The sequence below is a fragment of the Bacteroides sp. genome, from assembly GCF_028690125.1.
Classification (GTDB): domain Bacteria; phylum Bacteroidota; class Bacteroidia; order Bacteroidales; family Bacteroidaceae; genus Bacteroides.
In genome coordinates, this window is the sequence record NZ_JAQVBV010000042.1 from 1 (window position 1) to 17,308 (window position 17,308).

The 17,308-nt window shown below is 38.2% G+C and carries 22 protein-coding genes; all 22 read left to right on the plus strand.

The features are described from left to right. The first annotated feature begins 12 nt into the window (after positions 1 to 12). The 22 genes from PHO71_RS20760 to PHO71_RS26270 all read left to right on the plus strand — a co-directional run bounded on the left by PHO71_RS20760 (position 13) and on the right by PHO71_RS26270 (position 17,307). Positions 13 to 120 (plus strand): hypothetical protein, encoded by a 108-nt coding sequence (locus PHO71_RS20760; protein ID WP_300207118.1) that lies wholly within the window; start codon positions 13 to 15, stop codon positions 118 to 120. An 8-nt stretch (positions 121 to 128) separates the two neighbouring features. Next, positions 129 to 347 carry a hypothetical protein gene (locus PHO71_RS20765; protein ID WP_122138700.1) on the plus strand — a complete coding sequence of 73 codons (219 nt, stop codon included), beginning with the start codon at positions 129 to 131 and terminating at the stop codon, positions 345 to 347. Positions 348 to 523: 176 nt separating this feature from the next. Then, positions 524 to 958 carry a hypothetical protein gene (locus tag PHO71_RS20770; RefSeq protein WP_300207041.1) on the plus strand — a complete coding sequence of 145 codons (435 nt, stop codon included), beginning with the start codon at positions 524 to 526 and terminating at the stop codon, positions 956 to 958. Between the two features lies 1 nt (position 959). Then, positions 960 to 1,235: a hypothetical protein gene (locus tag PHO71_RS20775; protein WP_300207042.1), complete on the plus strand. Its 276-nt coding sequence runs from the start codon at positions 960 to 962 to the stop codon at positions 1,233 to 1,235. A 331-nt stretch (positions 1,236 to 1,566) separates the two neighbouring features. Further along, on the plus strand, positions 1,567 to 1,779 hold the full coding sequence (locus PHO71_RS20780) for a hypothetical protein (protein WP_300207044.1): 213 nt from the start codon (positions 1,567 to 1,569) through the stop codon (positions 1,777 to 1,779). A 59-nt stretch (positions 1,780 to 1,838) separates the two neighbouring features. Further along, positions 1,839 to 4,772 (plus strand): hypothetical protein, encoded by a 2,934-nt coding sequence (locus PHO71_RS20785; protein WP_300207046.1) that lies wholly within the window; start codon positions 1,839 to 1,841, stop codon positions 4,770 to 4,772. Then, positions 4,759 to 5,076 carry a hypothetical protein gene (locus PHO71_RS20790; protein ID WP_300207048.1) on the plus strand — a complete coding sequence of 106 codons (318 nt, stop codon included), beginning with the start codon at positions 4,759 to 4,761 and terminating at the stop codon, positions 5,074 to 5,076. The genes PHO71_RS20785 and PHO71_RS20790 overlap by 14 nt, the downstream gene beginning before the upstream one ends. A 606-nt stretch (positions 5,077 to 5,682) precedes the next feature. Continuing rightward, positions 5,683 to 6,171, plus strand: a complete 489-nt coding sequence (locus tag PHO71_RS20795; protein WP_300207049.1) for a hypothetical protein — start codon at positions 5,683 to 5,685, stop codon at positions 6,169 to 6,171. A 109-nt stretch (positions 6,172 to 6,280) separates the two neighbouring features. Then, positions 6,281 to 6,709 (plus strand): hypothetical protein, encoded by a 429-nt coding sequence (locus PHO71_RS20800; protein ID WP_300207051.1) that lies wholly within the window; start codon positions 6,281 to 6,283, stop codon positions 6,707 to 6,709. A gap of 39 nt (positions 6,710 to 6,748) precedes the next feature. Next, complete coding sequence (locus tag PHO71_RS20805) at positions 6,749 to 7,609, plus strand: S49 family peptidase (protein WP_109116141.1); 861 nt, start codon at positions 6,749 to 6,751, stop codon at positions 7,607 to 7,609. Positions 7,610 to 7,635: 26 nt separating this feature from the next. Beyond that, the gene (locus tag PHO71_RS20810; protein ID WP_300207053.1) at positions 7,636 to 9,846 is read left to right on the plus strand and encodes a hypothetical protein; all 2,211 of its coding nucleotides are present in this window, start codon (positions 7,636 to 7,638) and stop codon (positions 9,844 to 9,846) included. 62 nt (positions 9,847 to 9,908) lie between these two features. Further along, positions 9,909 to 10,727: a hypothetical protein gene (locus PHO71_RS20815; protein WP_300207054.1), complete on the plus strand. Its 819-nt coding sequence runs from the start codon at positions 9,909 to 9,911 to the stop codon at positions 10,725 to 10,727. Positions 10,728 to 10,841: 114 nt separating this feature from the next. Beyond that, on the plus strand, positions 10,842 to 11,777 hold the full coding sequence (locus PHO71_RS20820; RefSeq protein ID WP_300207055.1) for a hypothetical protein: 936 nt from the start codon (positions 10,842 to 10,844) through the stop codon (positions 11,775 to 11,777). A gap of 156 nt (positions 11,778 to 11,933) precedes the next feature. Continuing rightward, on the plus strand, positions 11,934 to 12,266 hold the full coding sequence (locus PHO71_RS20825; RefSeq protein WP_300207057.1) for a helix-turn-helix domain containing protein: 333 nt from the start codon (positions 11,934 to 11,936) through the stop codon (positions 12,264 to 12,266). Then, positions 12,247 to 12,927 (plus strand): hypothetical protein, encoded by a 681-nt coding sequence (locus PHO71_RS20830; protein WP_367279919.1) that lies wholly within the window; start codon positions 12,247 to 12,249, stop codon positions 12,925 to 12,927. Before PHO71_RS20825 ends, PHO71_RS20830 begins: the two co-directional genes overlap by 20 nt. Then, positions 12,890 to 14,608, plus strand: a complete 1,719-nt coding sequence (locus tag PHO71_RS20835; RefSeq protein WP_300207060.1) for a hypothetical protein — start codon at positions 12,890 to 12,892, stop codon at positions 14,606 to 14,608. Before PHO71_RS20830 ends, PHO71_RS20835 begins: the two co-directional genes overlap by 38 nt. Positions 14,609 to 15,034: 426 nt before the next feature. Then, positions 15,035 to 15,328 carry a type II toxin-antitoxin system HigB family toxin gene (locus PHO71_RS20840; protein WP_300207062.1) on the plus strand — a complete coding sequence of 98 codons (294 nt, stop codon included), beginning with the start codon at positions 15,035 to 15,037 and terminating at the stop codon, positions 15,326 to 15,328. Between the two features lie 13 nt (positions 15,329 to 15,341). Further along, a complete protein-coding gene (locus tag PHO71_RS20845) occupies positions 15,342 to 15,725 on the plus strand; it encodes a helix-turn-helix domain-containing protein (RefSeq protein WP_300207063.1) in 384 nt (127 codons plus the stop codon). Positions 15,726 to 15,829: 104 nt separating this feature from the next. Next, complete coding sequence (locus PHO71_RS20850) at positions 15,830 to 16,087, plus strand: hypothetical protein (protein ID WP_300207065.1); 258 nt, start codon at positions 15,830 to 15,832, stop codon at positions 16,085 to 16,087. A gap of 116 nt (positions 16,088 to 16,203) precedes the next feature. Next, positions 16,204 to 16,491: a hypothetical protein gene (locus PHO71_RS20855; protein ID WP_002562735.1), complete on the plus strand. Its 288-nt coding sequence runs from the start codon at positions 16,204 to 16,206 to the stop codon at positions 16,489 to 16,491. Positions 16,492 to 16,495: 4 nt separating this feature from the next. Further along, positions 16,496 to 17,041 carry a hypothetical protein gene (locus PHO71_RS20860; RefSeq protein ID WP_300207068.1) on the plus strand — a complete coding sequence of 182 codons (546 nt, stop codon included), beginning with the start codon at positions 16,496 to 16,498 and terminating at the stop codon, positions 17,039 to 17,041. Next, complete coding sequence (locus tag PHO71_RS26270) at positions 17,017 to 17,307, plus strand: hypothetical protein (RefSeq protein ID WP_002562733.1); 291 nt, start codon at positions 17,017 to 17,019, stop codon at positions 17,305 to 17,307. Before PHO71_RS20860 ends, PHO71_RS26270 begins: the two co-directional genes overlap by 25 nt. Position 17,308: the final 1 nt, after the last annotated feature.

Genomic DNA, 17,308 nt, shown 5'->3' on the forward strand with positions numbered 1-17,308 from the left:
GGTACCACAGCCATTGTTGCAAGAAAGCTGAACCGAAACTATGTAGGGTTTGAATTAAATCCAGAGTATGTGAGTATAGCAAACAAGAGATTAAGAAAAGAATTAGGAATATTCAAATAAATTTAAAAATGAATAAGATAAAAATCGAAATTACTCCTGATGGCTGGGAGAGTACTGTAATCATTGACGGTAAAGAGTATAAAGAGAAGCATGTTGCAACAGCATTTGGTTCTGAAAGTATCGAAGGTAATTTTGAAAGTGAAGACGGTATACCAGAAGAAGTATACGACGCATTAAATTCATCTTTCCCCTTCGAATGTATGCAAGCATTATATTCAATCGAATAATATTCAAAACTAAAAAGTAATGAGGTAAACCGAGCCTCTGAAACTCGGTAATAGATCTTTGACGTATTGGATTTACCGCTTGATGTTATACAACATACAAATATTTGTAGTAATCTTATTGGTAATACAAATATTTGTAGTATCTTTGTGCTATAAGAAATAAAGCAATAAAGATTATGAGTAAGTATTATCAAATAAATGGATTAAAGGTGAGAGTTTCAGATCACGAACCTAACACCGGTCTTAGAGGATCGAGTGATATTTATCTTTATGTCAAATCTGCATGTAATGAGCTTCTTTCTATCGAGGCTCAATTAGAGGCTATCTGTGATAAGAAAGGATATAACATGTCTGATTTTCGGACTATAATAAATGACTGGAAAGATGGTACTTATGGCATACATACTTTTGAAGATGTAGTTGAAGAAGTTGAAAACGACGCCGCTTGCAGTGTGGTTCCTGAATTAATCGCTTCATATAGAGAAAGTAATGATGAAAAATTGAAGGGATATTCATTGTCAAAATTTGCGAAGCATCCTGAAATTAAGGCTTTGTCTGAGGAGACGGGAGTGTCGCAAAGTTACATAAAGAAATACTTTAATATTAGATAATATGGATAAACAAAATTACAGAGAAGTCTTGGGGCAAAGGCTTCAAGAATTTAGAGAATCTCGGAATATGTCAAGGTATGCAGTAGCTCAAAAAGGGAAAATACGTGATGAGCAGGTGAAGGCAGTTGAGGAAGGTGTAACCAACTACACGATAGATGTATTCCTCGGATATATTGCCGGATCAGACTTGTATATGTATTTTGCAGAGAAAGATAAAGAAAAAAAAATTGATTTGAAAGAAATGCTCACAAAGGGGAAAGAAAATCTACCCAAATAAATTCAGTATAAAGGCGGTAAGTTCAACACTCACCGCCTTTTTTGTGCCTGGGCGGATAAGTTCAGGCACTTTTTATTTAACGTAAAACCTAGGAGAAAAATAAATATATTAAAAGAAGCATTTGATTTAGCCATTTGCCAGTACAAAGAAGAATATGGCGAAGACGCAAAGATAGAAGAAGGTGAAGAATTTGCTACGGTATTCAATGATGCCGTGCTAATAATTGGGCTTGAAAATAAACAAATATCTATTAAGGTATTGACTGGTAAACCCTATTTTATAGATCAAAATTTGAATTTAACAGAATAACAAGTAATAAGGAGTAGGAAGTATGAGAGAAAATATTTTGTCTGAAAGTAAGGGGGAAGAACCTGTAAGGGAAGATCGCCGTTTGAGAAACCTAAAGTATCAAATGAGAAAGAAAGGTTATGTTATCAACGACAAAGATCGTGTATGCGTCCTTTCTGATGAAGATAAACGATCTCCATTACAAGAAAAGAGAATTAAGACATTTTCTTTTCGCCTACAATATAAAATGCTCTAGTTAGCCCATGTACCCCAAGAGGATAGAACAAAGTTTATAACCGTGTAACTTTAGAAGTTATGATTAAAGTTAGTGACATTTATAGCAAAACGCATGATGGACTAGATATAATCTTAGATTATTATCCACAGGCCGAAGAATGCGTCGATAACAAAAAGAAATTTAAACGCCGCCCAGAAGAAGACGACGCTTCGGCATGTATCAAGAAATTCAAAGTAAATAACGATTATGAAGTCTATAAAGTGACGGACTTTGGAGATCAGTCTACGGCAATGTCCCCGATTGATATTTGCATGTATGAAGAGGGTATATCTTTTTCAGAAGCTATTTTTAAGTTGGCAAGTCGTTATAATGTGACTAACGAACTTAATAAATCAGTCAATAAGCCGGATATTAGAAAGCGACCGGCCAAAGCTGACGAAAAGGAAGGATCCCGTTTCTTTGAACTTGAAAAAACATTCACGGCGGATCAACTTAAAATCATGGGGCCGCGCGTAAAACAGGAACATGTTGATCGGTTAAATTGGTATGTGGCAAAATCTATATCTTATGTTAAGAATCGGGAAGTTACCACTAAATACACAACGCCTACCTATCCTATATTTATGCGTGAATGTATTGTACAGTCCAGTAATGATTCTGAAAAGGTTGTTAAGTTCTACAAGATATATGAGCCGTTGAACCCGGATAAGCAATGGCGTTTTAGCTATACTCCGGACGGGGTGAAGCCCAAAGAGTTTATTAACGGCCTGGAAGAGCTAAAGAAATTGTACCGGGAATATAATGCACAGGAAGAAGCCCTATTCAGGAATGATCCTAAAAATAACGAGGATAAGCCCTACAAAGAAAAGAAACTCGAAGAAGCTTTCATTTGTTCAGGTGAACGCGATTCGCTTTGTGTTGCTTCGCTTGGCTATTCTCCTTTGTGGTTCAACTCTGAAACCTACAAAGTAAGCCCGGAAGAGATTAAGGAAATATATAAGTATGTAGAAAAACTATATAATATACCGGATATCGATTCGACCGGTATAAGGAAGGCTACGGAATTAGCGCTTAAGTACATGGATATCTTAACGGTCTGGCTACCTTCTTGGCTGACTACCTATAAAGATTGGCGAGGAAAACCACGAAAAGATTTCCGGGACTTCATGGAGTTAAGGCAGAGGAATGAAGATTTTAGGAACCTTCTTAAAATGGCTATGCCAGCCCGATTTTGGGAGATAACGCAAAATGAGAAAACCGGGAAGAAACAGTACGAAATAGATGCGGATTGCCTACATTATTTTTTGAAACTAAACGGATTTCATGCCTTACGGGATGAAAATTCGGCTAATACTCAATATGTGCGCGTAGTAGGACGGATCGTTTCGTCTATAAAGGGGAAGGATATAAGAACGTTCCTTCGCCAATTTGCGAGGGAACGTTACTTGGATCGGAACATTCGTAATTTGATCCTAAATTCGCCACGTATGAGCGATGGGGCATTGGAGAATCTGGACGAAATAACGCTGGACTTTACAAGTTATACCAGGAAGAGCCAGTATTTTTTCTTCCCTAATGCTGTATGGGAAGTTACAGGGGGTAAGATAGAAACCCAATTGGCGAACATGGGCATTACAGACCGCTATGTTTGGGAAGAAAATGTAATACCACACAATGTTAAGGTATTACCGGATATGTTTACAATAAAAAGGAATAAACTTTCGGATGGGACGGATGCTTGGGATATCGACATACACGAACATGCTAGTAATATTTTTCGATACTTAATTAATACGAGTAGAACACACTGGCGGAAAGAGTTAGAATATTCCCTGGATCATTTGGACAATGAGGAAGCGGATCGATATCGACTAGAACATATTTTTGATATTGCAGGGCCTAATCTGGAACCGGCAGAAATAGCGGAGCAAAAACAGAATTTGATAAATAAGATTTTTGCGATCGGCTATATTCTTCACCGGTATAAATCACCGTCCCGCGCCTGGTCACCTTATGCGATGGATAATAAACTAGGAGAAGACGGGGATAGTAACGGAAGATCCGGAAAATCTTTTCTTTTTAAAACTTTCGATCACTTTATGAAGACTGTTAAGTTGTCCGGTCGTAATCCTAAATTGATGGATAATCCCCACGTGTTCGATCAGATCACCCAACATACCGACTTTTTATTAATAGATGATTGCGACAGATATACTTCTACCGGTTTGTTTTACGACGTTATTTCGTCTGACATGACCGTAAACCCGAAGAACAATCAATCATTCAACATACCTTATAAGGATAGTCCGAAAATTGGATTTACAACAAACTTTGTGCCGGTGGATTTTGATCCATCAACAGAAGGAAGGTTGCTTTATATGGTATTTTCAGACTATTATCACCAACGTACACCGGATAATGACTATTTGGAAACAAGATCTATTCGGGATGATTTCGGTAAGAATTTACTAACAGACTATAACGAGGAAGAATGGAACCAGGATATTAACTTCATGTTGCAATGTTGCAAGTTCTATCTTTCATTGATTGATGATTCAGTTAAGATACTGCCCCCAATGGATAACATCATGCGTCGAAAATATAAAGCTGATATGGGGGCCGGTTTTGAAGATTGGGCTAAAGGATACTTTGCCGAAGATGGGGATAAGGTTAATGTATTAGTCGATAGGCAATCTGCTTTCCAGGACTTCATAAACTTTTCTGGTATGCGTAAATGTACCATGCAGCGTTTTACGAAAGCTCTAAAAGGATTTGCGAATCTCACGCCTTATGTGAAATGTCTTAATCCAGAAGTTATGCGAAATAGTTCTGGGCGTATCACCAGAAAGATAGATGGTAAATCCTGTGATATGATCTATATTCAGACTGTTAGCGCCACTGGAATTAATGATATGGAGATGGGGGAGAGTGAAGCAAACCGGACGCCTGCACAAACAGTGATTAAAGGTTTTACCGATACAAAAACTGATTCTGGGAATGTGCCTTTCTAAATATAAACTAAAAAGCTACCAGGAATTTAGGGATCTGATGCAGGTGCCGGGGTTCTATGAATTTGCTAAGCCGGTATACGACTTTTTGGAAGTGATGGAAGAAGGGACTATCTTCAATTTCGCTACAAAATGCCAGGATGAACAAAAACTGGAATGGTTTATTAAGGTAGCATGTTTGTTTATATGGTGTGGGCATTTTGAGTATGAGTTTAACGATGATTTTACAAAGATAAGGCGTAAACGTATGATGGAGATCGAAAAAAAATGGAAAGAAGAGTATTACGAAAGGTTGCGAAACAGCTAATTATATGCCTACATTGCGTCCAGGACTGCAACGAAAGGTACAAAGTAAAAAGGTCAGATACAGAAGTGTCTGACCTTTTTACTTGAAAAGCGCCCGGCGCCGGGCGACCTATCTTCCGGTTTCCCCTTACCCCTTCTCTTTTTACTACTAAAATTTTGTAACTCTGTATCCTATGTTTGAAAAAGAAGATAAGTGTCTAATAATAAGAAAGATAATTGGTTTCAAACTTGGTTTCAAACTTGGTTACAAACTTGGTTACAAAAAAACAATGTTTGTAACCTTGCATTTTGTGACGGTGGGAAATAGCTTGGTTACAAACTGTTTTTTCTCTTATTTTTTTGTATCATGGTTTTGTAGCTAAAATAAAATATTGATATATAGTGAGTTAGGATAAGAAAGTTACAGGTTACAAAATTACAAAGATTTAGAGCGAAATTTGAAAAAACAGACGATTGAAGAGTATGCTTAGTAAGCGGTAAATTTATCGCTTATTCTTTGTTGTAAATATATTTATGTTCTTTGCAGTAGAATCAATAGTTTAATTTATTGTATACATAATTCTGTTAATCAGTATTTTATTTGTATTTTTGTAGTAAAATTCAAATTATGATAACAACGAAAATAACAATCGAAGCACATTTGACGGAATATTGCTGGTCTAAATTTTCCGCAGATCCAGACGGGGCACCAGTGAAGTTCCCCGATAATTTGGATATCTATCATCTTATTTATGATTTGCTAGAAAAGCGACCGATAAACAGTTCTAGGGATCAGGGTAATTTAGAAATAATATTGCCGGATCGTAGGGAAGGGGATCTAGCCGGAGGGAAATCTCCAGAACGTTTCAATTATCTAGGAATACGCAGTCAAAAGATACTTAATAAGAAAATAAAACTAATGATGCGTGCAGAGCTTCACGATTTGATAGATGAAAATAAACACAAATTCGGAATCGATCAGATCCAGTCTGTACACTACTTTATGAAGAAATATTGTATTGAATCAATAACCGAAGAAGCATTGCAGAAAGATTACCAGCGGTGGAGAGACAATATAAGACGTTCAAGTAAAAAGCGTCCATACAAGAAAAAGTAGAAGTTTTTTTCACCTACGAAGTGTATCTTAATGTCCTTTTTTTGCGGGAATCTTGCCGAAAAAGTGCCGGAAAAATGCGGAGTGATTGAATATCAAATAGTTATATAGTATGAAAACAAAGAAAACACCTTATTCAGCAGCTAATTCGCTTCGACTGATACCGATAGACAAAATTAATCGTTTTGCCCTAATTATGTCACGTGCTTTTTTTTCCTTCCAAAATGGAGATTATGAAATTCCAATCGTGCCAGGATCATTTACACCTGACATCCAACCGGAAGAAGCGGAAGGTGGCCTTATATATAATGTAGGGCATACGTTTAATGTTGCCCTGATCGATATAGCTAATGAACACTTGCTGGCTGCATTGAGCAAACAAGAGTTAATCGCCATTTATACCAATGAAGCCGGGTACGAAATTGTATCTGGAACACAACAAACACCATTGGCGTTTACTTATGCAAAGGTAGCCGGGCAATATCAATGTAAACTAACCGGGATAATGTCACATTCAGAAGCCTTTTATAGTCCTTTCTAGCCCGCTTTTAAACGGTTTCTTTTGCAGAAAAAAGAAACCGTGGATAAAATTCAGCAGATTTTTAATGAGAAATGGGCGATCGAGGCAAAGGATTATCACCACCTTTTATCACTTATCTTACCTTCTATAAATAACGGTAACTTAGCAGCTATTGAACAGCATCTTTCGCAAAATAAGGTTACGGCTTATGCTGCTATGCCTTATGTGGCGGATCGATGGGAACTGGAGGATGCTTCGTTACCGGAAAATTCAGTCGTTATACTTACCTGTGATGGCGTTTTATATTCTTGGGAAACTTACCGCTTAGAACAATTTATTGCGAAAGCCCTAGCAAATCCGAAGATAGCCGGTATTGTCTTATTTGTAAATGGCCCTGGTGGAATGATTACCCGTGTAGATCTTTTGGAGAGAATGATCCGGGAATCTTCTAAACCAATAGCAGCATATATTACTGGTGTTTGTGCTTCTGCGCATTTCTGGTTTGTATCTGCATGTGGACGAAAATTTGTTTCTTCCCCAATGGATGAAATAGGATCCTGCGGTATTATCTACACTTACCAAAGCTTTAAAAAGTATTATGCAGAACTAGGCGTTGAGCTTAAGGATATTTATCCTGATAGTGCGGATCTGAAAAATAAAATGATTCGTGATATGGAAGAAAAGCAGGATGATAGCCTTATTAAAGAGAAACTTTCTTTTTATCACAATCTTTTTGCGCAGGCAGTTGCCCGGAATCTCGCTATAAAATACGATCGAAATGATCCTCTTTTTCGCGGGCAAACCTATTTTGCTGATGTAGCCCTGGCAAATGGTTATGTAGATGCTTATGGTACGTTGGAAGATGCTATCGTATGGGTATTATCACAAGCGACACTAAAAAGGGCTAATGAGATAATTTAATATTCACTTTTTAATCAATTTGTTTTATGAAAAATCGTTTTTCACAATTCGTTCCGGCTGTAATGGCTATTCTGGGGATTAAGGACTGGAATAAGGACGCGGACAAAAAAAACGCTTTACTGGCAGAAGAGAAAGAAAAGCTTAAAAACATGGGCTTTAATGAAACTTTTCTCACTGGTTTTTGTGAAGCGTTAAGTAATGACTTCCCGGATGATAAACCGCAAGGAAGTACGGAAAATGGAACTGTTATCCCGGAAGATAGTGCTTCCAATGCAGTAATAAAAGGTTTGCTGGCTGACATTACAGCAAAATTGGCTACCGCCCAGGTAGAAATCGAAACTCTAACTAAAGAAAAGGGGCAACTTTCTACGGAAGTAACAGCTAAGAGAACAGAGATTACCGGTCTTAACCAAAAAATTAAAACGCTTTCTGACATGGCAGAACAGGACAAAGGTGCTGGGGCGCAACACGCTACTATAAAACCGGATGCTAAAGATATTGTTTTGAATTGGGATGATGAAAAACAGTTGGGCGGTCTTACCGGTGAGATGTTCGGTATGGATAGAGCATATAACCAACGTTTGCGTGCTGAAATGCTTTATCGTAAGGGTATTGCAACTCAAGTGCCTACCGCAAGTTCTATTGACTATTCCAGATTGAAAGAGGATTTGGGGGCTTTTTATCGTGTGCCGTGGCAGGATCGTTTGCAATCTTTCTTGATGGTTTTGCCATCTATCGAGAGTGTTTTCCCTTTGGAGAGTGGTTATCAAGATCTAGTAGTATTAACTAATATATGGTTAGGTGAGTTTTCACAAGCAGATAATACCGCTAGTGACTTCGATAATGTCACTAAGGGAAATTATGAGTTTGACAATGAAACGCTGCGTATGTTTAGTGTTATGTTTGCTCATAAGTTCAAAGATTTAAAAGCGCTGGAAAAATCTTGGATCGGAAGTTACAACAAGGAAGGATCCCAGGTTATTAAGTGGTCTTTCATTGAATATATTCTCGCAGAGACAGCGAAGAAGCTGCATAACGAACGTGAACAACGCCGTGTTAATGGTGTGCGTAAAGAACCGGATCTGAATAAGCCGGGTCGTGCCATGGGTGCCGCTGATGGAATCTATGAGTTTATCAACAAGAAAGTGAACGGGCATATTGATATCAATAACGGAAGACTTGTATACCAGATTAAACCATTTGAACTGGGTACCTTGACACCGGAGAATATAGGGGAAAAGCTGTTCCTAGGGACATCTATGATCCCGGCTGTTCTGCGTGATTCGGGCTCTTTATCTCTCTATATACCGTCTCACATGATTGTTTGGTATCACAAGTACAATGAATTGCACTACGGTACTAATCAGGACTACAAGGCTGGTATGATGTATGTGAAGGAATATCCTTCTGTTAAATTGATTCCCGTTCCTAATGCGGACAATCATCATCGTATCATCTGGACTATGACTGGCAATATCCATACGTTTGAACACGTGCCCGGAGAGATGACGAAATTCAATATCGAACAGCAAGATTGGACTTTGAAAGTATGGAGCAACTGGAAAGAATCTATTTGGGCTTATGCTGTTGGATTTAAGTATACAAAGAAAGAGGATATGGACTATACGCGCCAGATGATCTTCTGTAATGATTACGATCGCCCGGCATCTTATTTTGTAGAATCCGAAAAGGACGCACAGCCATCCGCAAAATATCATACGTCAATCGTAACAGTTGCTAATATGAATTTATTGGCAATTACCGATATTGAAGATGCAGAAGTCGGGAAGGTTGTTACACTGAAATGTGGCAATACGAATAAAGGCGTTAAGATTGATAAGTCCGGTAATTTTTCTCTTCTTGCGGAAGCTTGGAATCCTAAAAAGGGTGATATGATCCGTTTAATGAAGCGTGATGACGGAAAATTTATTGAGATTGGCCGTGAAACTGGTGCTACTGATGCCCTTCAGTTTGCCCCTGATGAAACAACGCCTTCTTTGCAAGGTGGATCTGTTTTCGTAACAGGCGAAAATACGAAAGCTACGGCAATCACAAGCTTTGCAGATGCAATCACCGGGAAAACATACACAATCTACGGAAGAGGTAAAGAAAATGCTAGTACAATCGATGCCGGAGGAATTTTTGTTTTGACAGAAGCCGTAACATTAAGTACTGGTAAGTTTATCAAGCTGGTAAAAGCGGACGATAGCAAGTTCTACGAAGTTGCACGTGGCTGATAGTTATTGATAGAGGGAAAATATTCCCTCTATCTATTATTAATCTTTTAAAAAATAAGTATATGACTACTTACGTAAAAACATCCGTACCTAGACCGGTAGGAAATCCCGGTAAAGGAATAACGCCCAAAGACGTTCTTACGCTGATCGATGTGGATGATCTCGTTTCTTTCCCAGCTCGTGACGGTGCCGGTGTTGTGCTTGTTGGTGATATCGTACCGAAACCATCTGCATATTCTGTTGATCTCTATATGACTCCTGGTACGGTTGAACTGGCTTCTAATGGTGAAGGGGAAACAGATGCGAAAGGATTTACACCTTCTGTTAAAGGCAAACATCCGGGAAATAAGAGAGAAGTCCGCGAATTTAAGACGAACTGGTTAGGTCGTCATTGCATTGCTATCTTGCAGTATTGTAACGGGGAACCGGCAGATATTATCGGTTCTCCTTGCAATCCTATTGAAATGGCTGTGAACTATACCGGTAATAAGGATGCCAATTCATCTGAATTTACCTTTACTCAAATTAGTAAAGGTGATGATATCGGAATTTATGAAGGCACGATCCCACATGAAGAACCCCTAGCAGTAGTTCCGGAGGCTGCAACAGAAATCACCTTCAAAGGTACAGGGCAATATCAGCTAAGTGCCGGAGCTGCGAAAATAGCAACTGTTACAGGTGCTAAACATGGTGATGTCTTAACGTTGATTGGTGTTACGGCTGGAGTTGCACCAACAGTCGAAACCAGTGTTTCGTCTGTCTTTTTATTGCAAGCTGGTAAGGTGTTCACTGCGTCACCTGGAAGCCAGATCTCGTTTAAGGCTTTTGATACTGGAGGTGGGGAAATGAAATTTATTGAGCAATCAAGATACGAGGCTTAATTTTTTAGTTGTAACTACTTGTAAGCCCTGGGCAGTGATGTTCGGGGCTTTTTTAGTCCTTTGCCTGGCAATTGCCTTTTTCAATCTTTGTATCTCACTAAATAAATTAATCAAATGAAAGAACAAATTATTTCCTATTTACAAGGGCCTAGGAACTTCGCGGAAGGTGTGGCACTTTATGAAATATTCGGAGTAAACCGCATGTTGAAAGCTAAATTTCGGCAGATTGGGGAATGTGAAATGACTAAAGGAGCGCTTTTCGAAGAATTACGTAAGATGGCCGGATTATCTGAAATGGATTTTTCTTCAATGCGCAGAACTGCATACAAAAAGCCGGAACCGATACCAGAAACCGTAAAACCCGTTTTGCCAAAGACGTATGTAGATGATTCACTTATCGCATTGGCTGACCGTTTCGGTGTTACTGTTGATGAACTTGTTAGCGATGAATTTATTGAGAAAGTGTTATCAGCAGACGAAAACCAAGATAAAGTAGACGAACTGGAAGATGAACTGGAAGAAGCAAAATCAAAGTATTGTGAAGTCCCTGAAACTGTACGTAAAACAATTCGTTTCCGGGAAGAATTTCCCTTCTTAAATGAAAAGGATTGCCCGAATGAGTTTAAAATATTGGTGTCAGATATGTTTTCAGCTTATGACCTATACCGGGAAAGTCACGAGATGTTAGCCAATACACCGGATGATGTTGCAAGCGAGGAAACGTTCAGATGGGCTAAGACTGCAGTAGAAAACTATCTGGATAACCGGGAAATGTGGGAAGAACTGGAATATTACCGGGAAAATCATAAGATATTAGGGAAAGCAAAAATTATGCAGGAACTAGCTGAAAGAAATGAAATTTCAGCGCTGCCGGATCTCGATCTGGTGAAGCAATTGAATAATGCAAAGTCGAACATGTCCAAGGGGAAAAGTGACCTTGAAAAATCCGACAACGAAGAAAAAAAAGCAAAGGCCCAAGCGAAAATCGAAAAATGGACTAACAAAAAAGATATCCTGGAAAAAGAAATCGAGGGTAGAAAAAAAAACTAGGTTTCCATCTTTGTAGACTTAAAATAAAGCGGGATACATGGCGAGCTATGAAAACCCGCTTTTCTCACCCATGCGATCGTTCTGAAATTGGAATTTAGAGTCAAAAAATAGGTGCTGAAATTCAGTCTGATTATGAACGTCTTAATATTTTGAATAATGAATAACTTACCGGCAGACTCTTTCTTTTTCGATACCGAGCAGAAGGAAGATATACAACGCATGGCAGCTCTAGGATATAGTCCTAAAGAGATCGCAATTTATTTAGGCGTAGATATTGATTCTTTTGTAAAGGATGCCTACATAGAGGGTACAACGATTAACGGGATAATCCGAGAAGGAATATTAGTTTCTAGGGCTAACCCGGAAATGGAACTCCATAAGCAGGCCGAAGGGGGGAATATAATTGCTATTCAACAACTCGAGAAGGTGAATAGGAGACGAACGTTTGAAATAATTGTAGAGCAAATCGATGAAGATGAATGTAACTAAGCCAACGCGGTTAGATATTGAGAATATAGATATAAACCAAATCACACAGATTTTATCTACTGGTGATTTAGATACTTTACCACCAGAGGAACGCGCTTATTACGATCTTATGGAAATGGTTAGAGGTCTAAGAGCTAGAATGAGGTATAACGGTAAGGTAATAACAAAAGCCGGTATCATCAAGTTACTTAAGTCAGAAATTTACGGTTTGTCTGACTGGATGGCCCGGCAAGTTTATTCTGATTCTATAAATTTCTTCTACGCACAGGAAAATATAAGGCCGGAAGCATTTGCAAACCTATACGCCGAGAAATTGGAAAAGTGGGCAGATTCTATGTTCCTGATGGGGAAAGGTGAAGAAGCTTCGCGTATTCTGGAACGTGCCGCTAAATTAAGACTACGCTTTGCTTCGACTGAAACAGAGATCCCGGAAGAACTTCTAAATAAAAAACAGATAGTCATTTATACGACAAAACGATCTGATCTAGGTGTACCAGAAACGGATCGAAAAGAGCTGGAAGAGTTTATCGATGAAATCCCAGATATACCAATGATTGTACGGGATAGGCTAAAAGAAGATGCACAGATAAAGAAATTTAATCTTAAAAAACGAATGATCGAAGATGCCGAAGAGTTCAGAGAAGACGATACAGAGGATTAATACCGATGATGTTGAAGTACGATATTCACATATTATAAAGGTACTGACGGACTGGATAGATACTACTAATCTAATTACAAGTGCCGGTCGTGGAATGGCTAAAAGTACTGTAATACAGGCTAGACGCTCTGCCGATTGTGTTTATGATATGCCAGGTGCGGCGCTTGCTTTTGCAGCTAATACGTACACTAATTTAACAGATAATATTATGCCTGCGGTAAAAAAAGGCTGGGAGTTAATGGGACTTTATGAAGGTGTACACTACATTTCTAACAAACGCCCGCCTGAATCTTGGCGAAGAAGGTGCAGTATAATAGTAGATGATTATAAAAATACTATTTCATTTTGGAATGGATCTATAATCTTTTTAGGATCCTTGGATCACCCGTCTTTGTTGGCTGGTAAGTCGGTAGTTCATTTATTCTTTGACGAAGCTAAATACGATCAAGATAAGAAGGTTAATAGAGCTATGCCGATTTTACGTGGTGATGCTATCCGTTACGGGCATAGCCATTACTTTTTAGGAGTAACCATTACTACGGACATGCCGGATGTTTTGGAGGGAGAATATGACTGGTATTTTCGTTATGTAAAGCTGATGAAGCCAGAACGTATTTTAAAAATAGTCCAAGCGGCAGGGGAACTAAATGAACTACGTATTAAGCTAGTACGGGAAGAAAATAAAGAATCTCCTTCTCCTGATAAACTAAGACGGATTAAAAAAAAGATAATCTATTATGAAGCTGCCTTACTTAAGATGAGGAAGGGGGAAAGTTATTTTATTAATGCTTCTAGCTTTACGAACATTGATATTCTAACAATTGGGTATATAAAGCAACTTTTTAACGGAACACTTGAATTACACGAATTTAAAAAATCGGTGGTAGGCATGCGCCCTGGGCTTCGCCGAGATATCCGTTTTTATGTGGCTTTTTCTGAAAAGCACAAATATACTGATGGTGTGTACCATGGGGAACCAGCAGTAAATTCTAGGGATCTGCGCTTTTTACACCATGATAACCCGATAGATGCAGGAGTCGATTTTGGTAATCAGCTATCTTTAATCATAGGGCAGGAAGACGGTGCATATTACCGATTACATAAGAACTTTTTTGAATTACCGCCTAATTGGTTTAGAGAACTAGCAGATCAATTTCTAGGATTTTTCCTGAATCACGAGGAAAAGGAATTAAATTTGTATTATGATCGTGCCGGAAATAATTTTGAAAAGCAGAAGGAAGACTATGCGCGCAAATTAAAAGAGGCCATCGAGATAGACGGGGAAGGTAACCGGACAGGCTGGATCGTTAATCTTATGAGCCGCAAACAAGCTAATATCCGGCAGGATGAAGAATACGACTTTATGTTAGAGCTAATGAAGGGGGAAAATAGAGCATTGCCAATTCTTTTAATTGATGCAGTTAATTGTAAAGAAGCCGTGTCTAGTATTGAGAAGGCACCAGCCGGGATTCGATACAAGGGACAGCAAAAGATAGTTTATAAGATAAAGAAGTCGGAGAAGCTGGCACCTAAGAAATTGCCTATGCTTTCTACAAACTTCTCTGATGCGTTTAAATACTTAATGATGCGCAAGCTCTGGCGGCGGGCTATTAGGGGCAAGGGAAAGGCTAGCAACGCCAACCCATATGTACCTGGATTCGATGATGCGGAAGAGCAATGAAGGCAATTGCCCCACTAGGCCGATCTTATACCGAGATCGGTCTTTTTTTGGCGCTAAAGGTGCAAAGTGTTAATTATATTAATGGAATTAATCATATTTCACATTTCAAGAGGTGGGGCAATCGCCTTTTGACTTCTGAGCGGATCGGTCTTCGGTGTGTGATTGAAAAAAATAATTCACTGGCGGATATGCTTATTAGTATGTTTTCCAGTGCTTTGTAATGGGAAATACCAAAATTTGCCCCACAAAAAGGGTATTTTCAGTTGTTCTAGTGGAAAAATAGAAAGAAAAAACATAAAATCATGCGAAAATCATATTTCAACAAGTCTTTTTTACAAGATTATGATTAAAAATAAAAAATATATCTCTTGAAAAGTTCCATATTTGGGAATTTTTTAGTATCTTTGTTTCAAATAAAAAGAAGTTATGAAAATAATCGATTCTGAAAAGCTGGAAGAGTTTATTAAAAAACATGCGGACGCTAGTAATGCTATCGAAAAATGGGTAGAAAAGATAGAGGCCGCAAATTGGGAAAATCATAATGAACTGAAAAATGATTTTATTTCAGCCGATTATGTGGGAAATAACCGTTATGTATTTAATATCCGTGGGAATAATTATCGAATTGTTGCAGTAGTTGTTTTTTTCGCTGGTAGAATGGTTATCCGTTTTGTAGGTACTCACAAAGATTATGATAGAATCGACGCAAAGAATTATTAAAAAGGAGGGTATTATGAAAATTAGTAATGATTCCCAATACAGGGAGTATAAAAAGAAAATGGAAGCTTTAATCCAAAAAGGTACAAAGCTTGGGGATCTGGAATTGCTTTCAGAATTTGATAAAGAAGAGTTTATACGCTTGACTGATGCTATTTCAGAATGGGAAGCGGCTTATCATCCTTTGCCGGGGAAAGTTTCTACGATAATCACTGACGCTATAAAAGAACGTATGATTGCAGGAAATATAAAACAAAAGGAAGCTGCAAAAAAACTAGGCGTTTCTGAATCACGTATAAGTGAATTACTATCCGGCAAACGATCACTTAATTTAAACCTGGTAAAGCGCCTACGGGATAATTTCGGGATCCCAGCGGATTTTATCTTGGATAATATGTAAAAAATGAAATAAAATTAAGACGGGAAAGCTTTATCTAATTGATAAAGCTTTTTTATTTGTGGCTTTTTCCCTACATTTACCAGATAATCATAATATAATGTAGTATGAACACACTAAAGCCGAATTTTGCCACAAAAGAAGATAACGGCGTGGATCTTTTGCGTAAATCTTCAAAGATATTTTTAATAGTCTCACAAATAGCCGGAATTATAGGGGCTTTTGCCGGGATAATGGATTTTGATAGTTCAGGGATAACGGTTATAGCAGTAGCCGTTTTAATCTTTGTTGCAGGGTATCTAGTACGTGGTTTTGCTTTATGTATTGCTACGATTGCGGAAAATTCCGAAAAGCATAAAGAATAGCCAGTTAATCAGAATATATCTTTTTATTTATAGGGTGCATCGGGAACGGTGTGCCCTTTCTTTTGTCCTTTACCTACACATCTTAAAAGCTCATATTTGCCTAAAAATAGAGCAATATGAATGAAATATTAATTACTACAGTAATCAGTTCTATTTGTACTGGTGGTATTACTTGGCTTTTTACTCTTAAATATACTAGGAAACAGGCCGAAGCTGATGCGATGCTATCTGTGCAAAACGTATATCAGCAAATAATTGAGGATCTTAAAACGGATCGGGTGGAGTTGAAAGAAAATATCAAGGAACTGGCGCTAAAGGTGAGTGAGAACGAACGGGAGATTAAAGCAATGAAACCGAATCTTTGCGGGCGAAAGGCGTGTACACAAAGAATACCAATCAATTAATTATATGAAAAAATATGCTTTGTATATTGTACTATCGGGAGTCTTCCTTGTTAGTTGTAGTCGCGCAACAATCGATCACCGGAAAACAAATGAAACGGTATTGTCAGACAGCGTTAAAACTCGCACAGATACGCGAGAGGAACAGGATAAGCAGCAGGGACATAGTACAGAACGTAATACTAGAACTGATGAGGAAAACCGCGTCGTTATTAAATTTGATACGGAAAAGCCAGTTACGAAAGAAACAGGTTTACCACCAATCAAAGAAATCTCTTTTACCGGTTCCACCACTAATCAGGAAAAAGAAGTTTATACGGAGATCGACACGGAGAAAAATATAAAATCAGTAATAAACGATTCAACAGCAGTAAATCGTAAGACTGATAAGAAGGAAGATATTAAGACGAGCAAAGAAATTAAGCCTTCGACTAGTTTATGGAAGTCTTTGTTATATATCTGCCTTATTGTTTTCTCCTATTATTTATTTGATGTATTACGGGCACACTGGCCGAAAATAAAACAGTTATGGCGAAGGGTATTCAAACTATAAACTTATATACCGCTATCGAGCAGATGAAGCAAATTTCCGCAGATGGTGACACTTTTTCTATAACATTTAGAAAGTACGATCGTCAGCGGAGATCTGGCGGGGATTCGGTTAGGTTGAAATATGCTAGATTACGGCCTAAAACATCGGATGCAGAGATCGAAAATTCTAGCTATAAATTATTTCTAACTGATACAGAAACAGGCAAACCGCTAAATTGTTGGCAAATACTTGTTACAGAGTTCAACGGGATCAAAATTTACGTTTAAT

Bases quoted from the DNA above. Each gene is read 5' to 3' on its own strand.
- PHO71_RS20765 (WP_122138700.1), top strand. From the start codon at position 129: ATGAATAAGATAAAAATCGAAATTACTCCTGATGGCTGGGAGAGTACT.
- PHO71_RS20770 (WP_300207041.1), top strand. From the start codon at position 524: ATGAGTAAGTATTATCAAATAAATGGATTAAAGGTGAGAGTTTCAGAT.
- PHO71_RS20775 (WP_300207042.1), top strand. From the start codon at position 960: ATGGATAAACAAAATTACAGAGAAGTCTTGGGGCAAAGGCTTCAAGAA.
- PHO71_RS20780 (WP_300207044.1), top strand. From the start codon at position 1,567: ATGAGAGAAAATATTTTGTCTGAAAGTAAGGGGGAAGAACCTGTAAGG.
- PHO71_RS20785 (WP_300207046.1), top strand. From the start codon at position 1,839: ATGATTAAAGTTAGTGACATTTATAGCAAAACGCATGATGGACTAGAT.
- PHO71_RS20790 (WP_300207048.1), top strand. From the start codon at position 4,759: ATGTGCCTTTCTAAATATAAACTAAAAAGCTACCAGGAATTTAGGGAT.
- PHO71_RS20795 (WP_300207049.1), top strand. From the start codon at position 5,683: ATGATAACAACGAAAATAACAATCGAAGCACATTTGACGGAATATTGC.
- PHO71_RS20800 (WP_300207051.1), top strand. From the start codon at position 6,281: ATGAAAACAAAGAAAACACCTTATTCAGCAGCTAATTCGCTTCGACTG.
- PHO71_RS20810 (WP_300207053.1), top strand. From the start codon at position 7,636: ATGAAAAATCGTTTTTCACAATTCGTTCCGGCTGTAATGGCTATTCTG.
- PHO71_RS20815 (WP_300207054.1), top strand. From the start codon at position 9,909: ATGACTACTTACGTAAAAACATCCGTACCTAGACCGGTAGGAAATCCC.
- PHO71_RS20820 (WP_300207055.1), top strand. From the start codon at position 10,842: ATGAAAGAACAAATTATTTCCTATTTACAAGGGCCTAGGAACTTCGCG.
- PHO71_RS20825 (WP_300207057.1), top strand. From the start codon at position 11,934: ATGAATAACTTACCGGCAGACTCTTTCTTTTTCGATACCGAGCAGAAG.
- PHO71_RS20830 (WP_367279919.1), top strand. From the start codon at position 12,247: ATGAAGATGAATGTAACTAAGCCAACGCGGTTAGATATTGAGAATATA.
- PHO71_RS20835 (WP_300207060.1), top strand. From the start codon at position 12,890: ATGCCGAAGAGTTCAGAGAAGACGATACAGAGGATTAATACCGATGAT.
- PHO71_RS20840 (WP_300207062.1), top strand. From the start codon at position 15,035: ATGAAAATAATCGATTCTGAAAAGCTGGAAGAGTTTATTAAAAAACAT.
- PHO71_RS20845 (WP_300207063.1), top strand. From the start codon at position 15,342: ATGAAAATTAGTAATGATTCCCAATACAGGGAGTATAAAAAGAAAATG.
- PHO71_RS20850 (WP_300207065.1), top strand. From the start codon at position 15,830: ATGAACACACTAAAGCCGAATTTTGCCACAAAAGAAGATAACGGCGTG.
- PHO71_RS20855 (WP_002562735.1), top strand. From the start codon at position 16,204: ATGAATGAAATATTAATTACTACAGTAATCAGTTCTATTTGTACTGGT.
- PHO71_RS20860 (WP_300207068.1), top strand. From the start codon at position 16,496: ATGAAAAAATATGCTTTGTATATTGTACTATCGGGAGTCTTCCTTGTT.
- PHO71_RS26270 (WP_002562733.1), top strand. From the start codon at position 17,017: ATGGCGAAGGGTATTCAAACTATAAACTTATATACCGCTATCGAGCAG.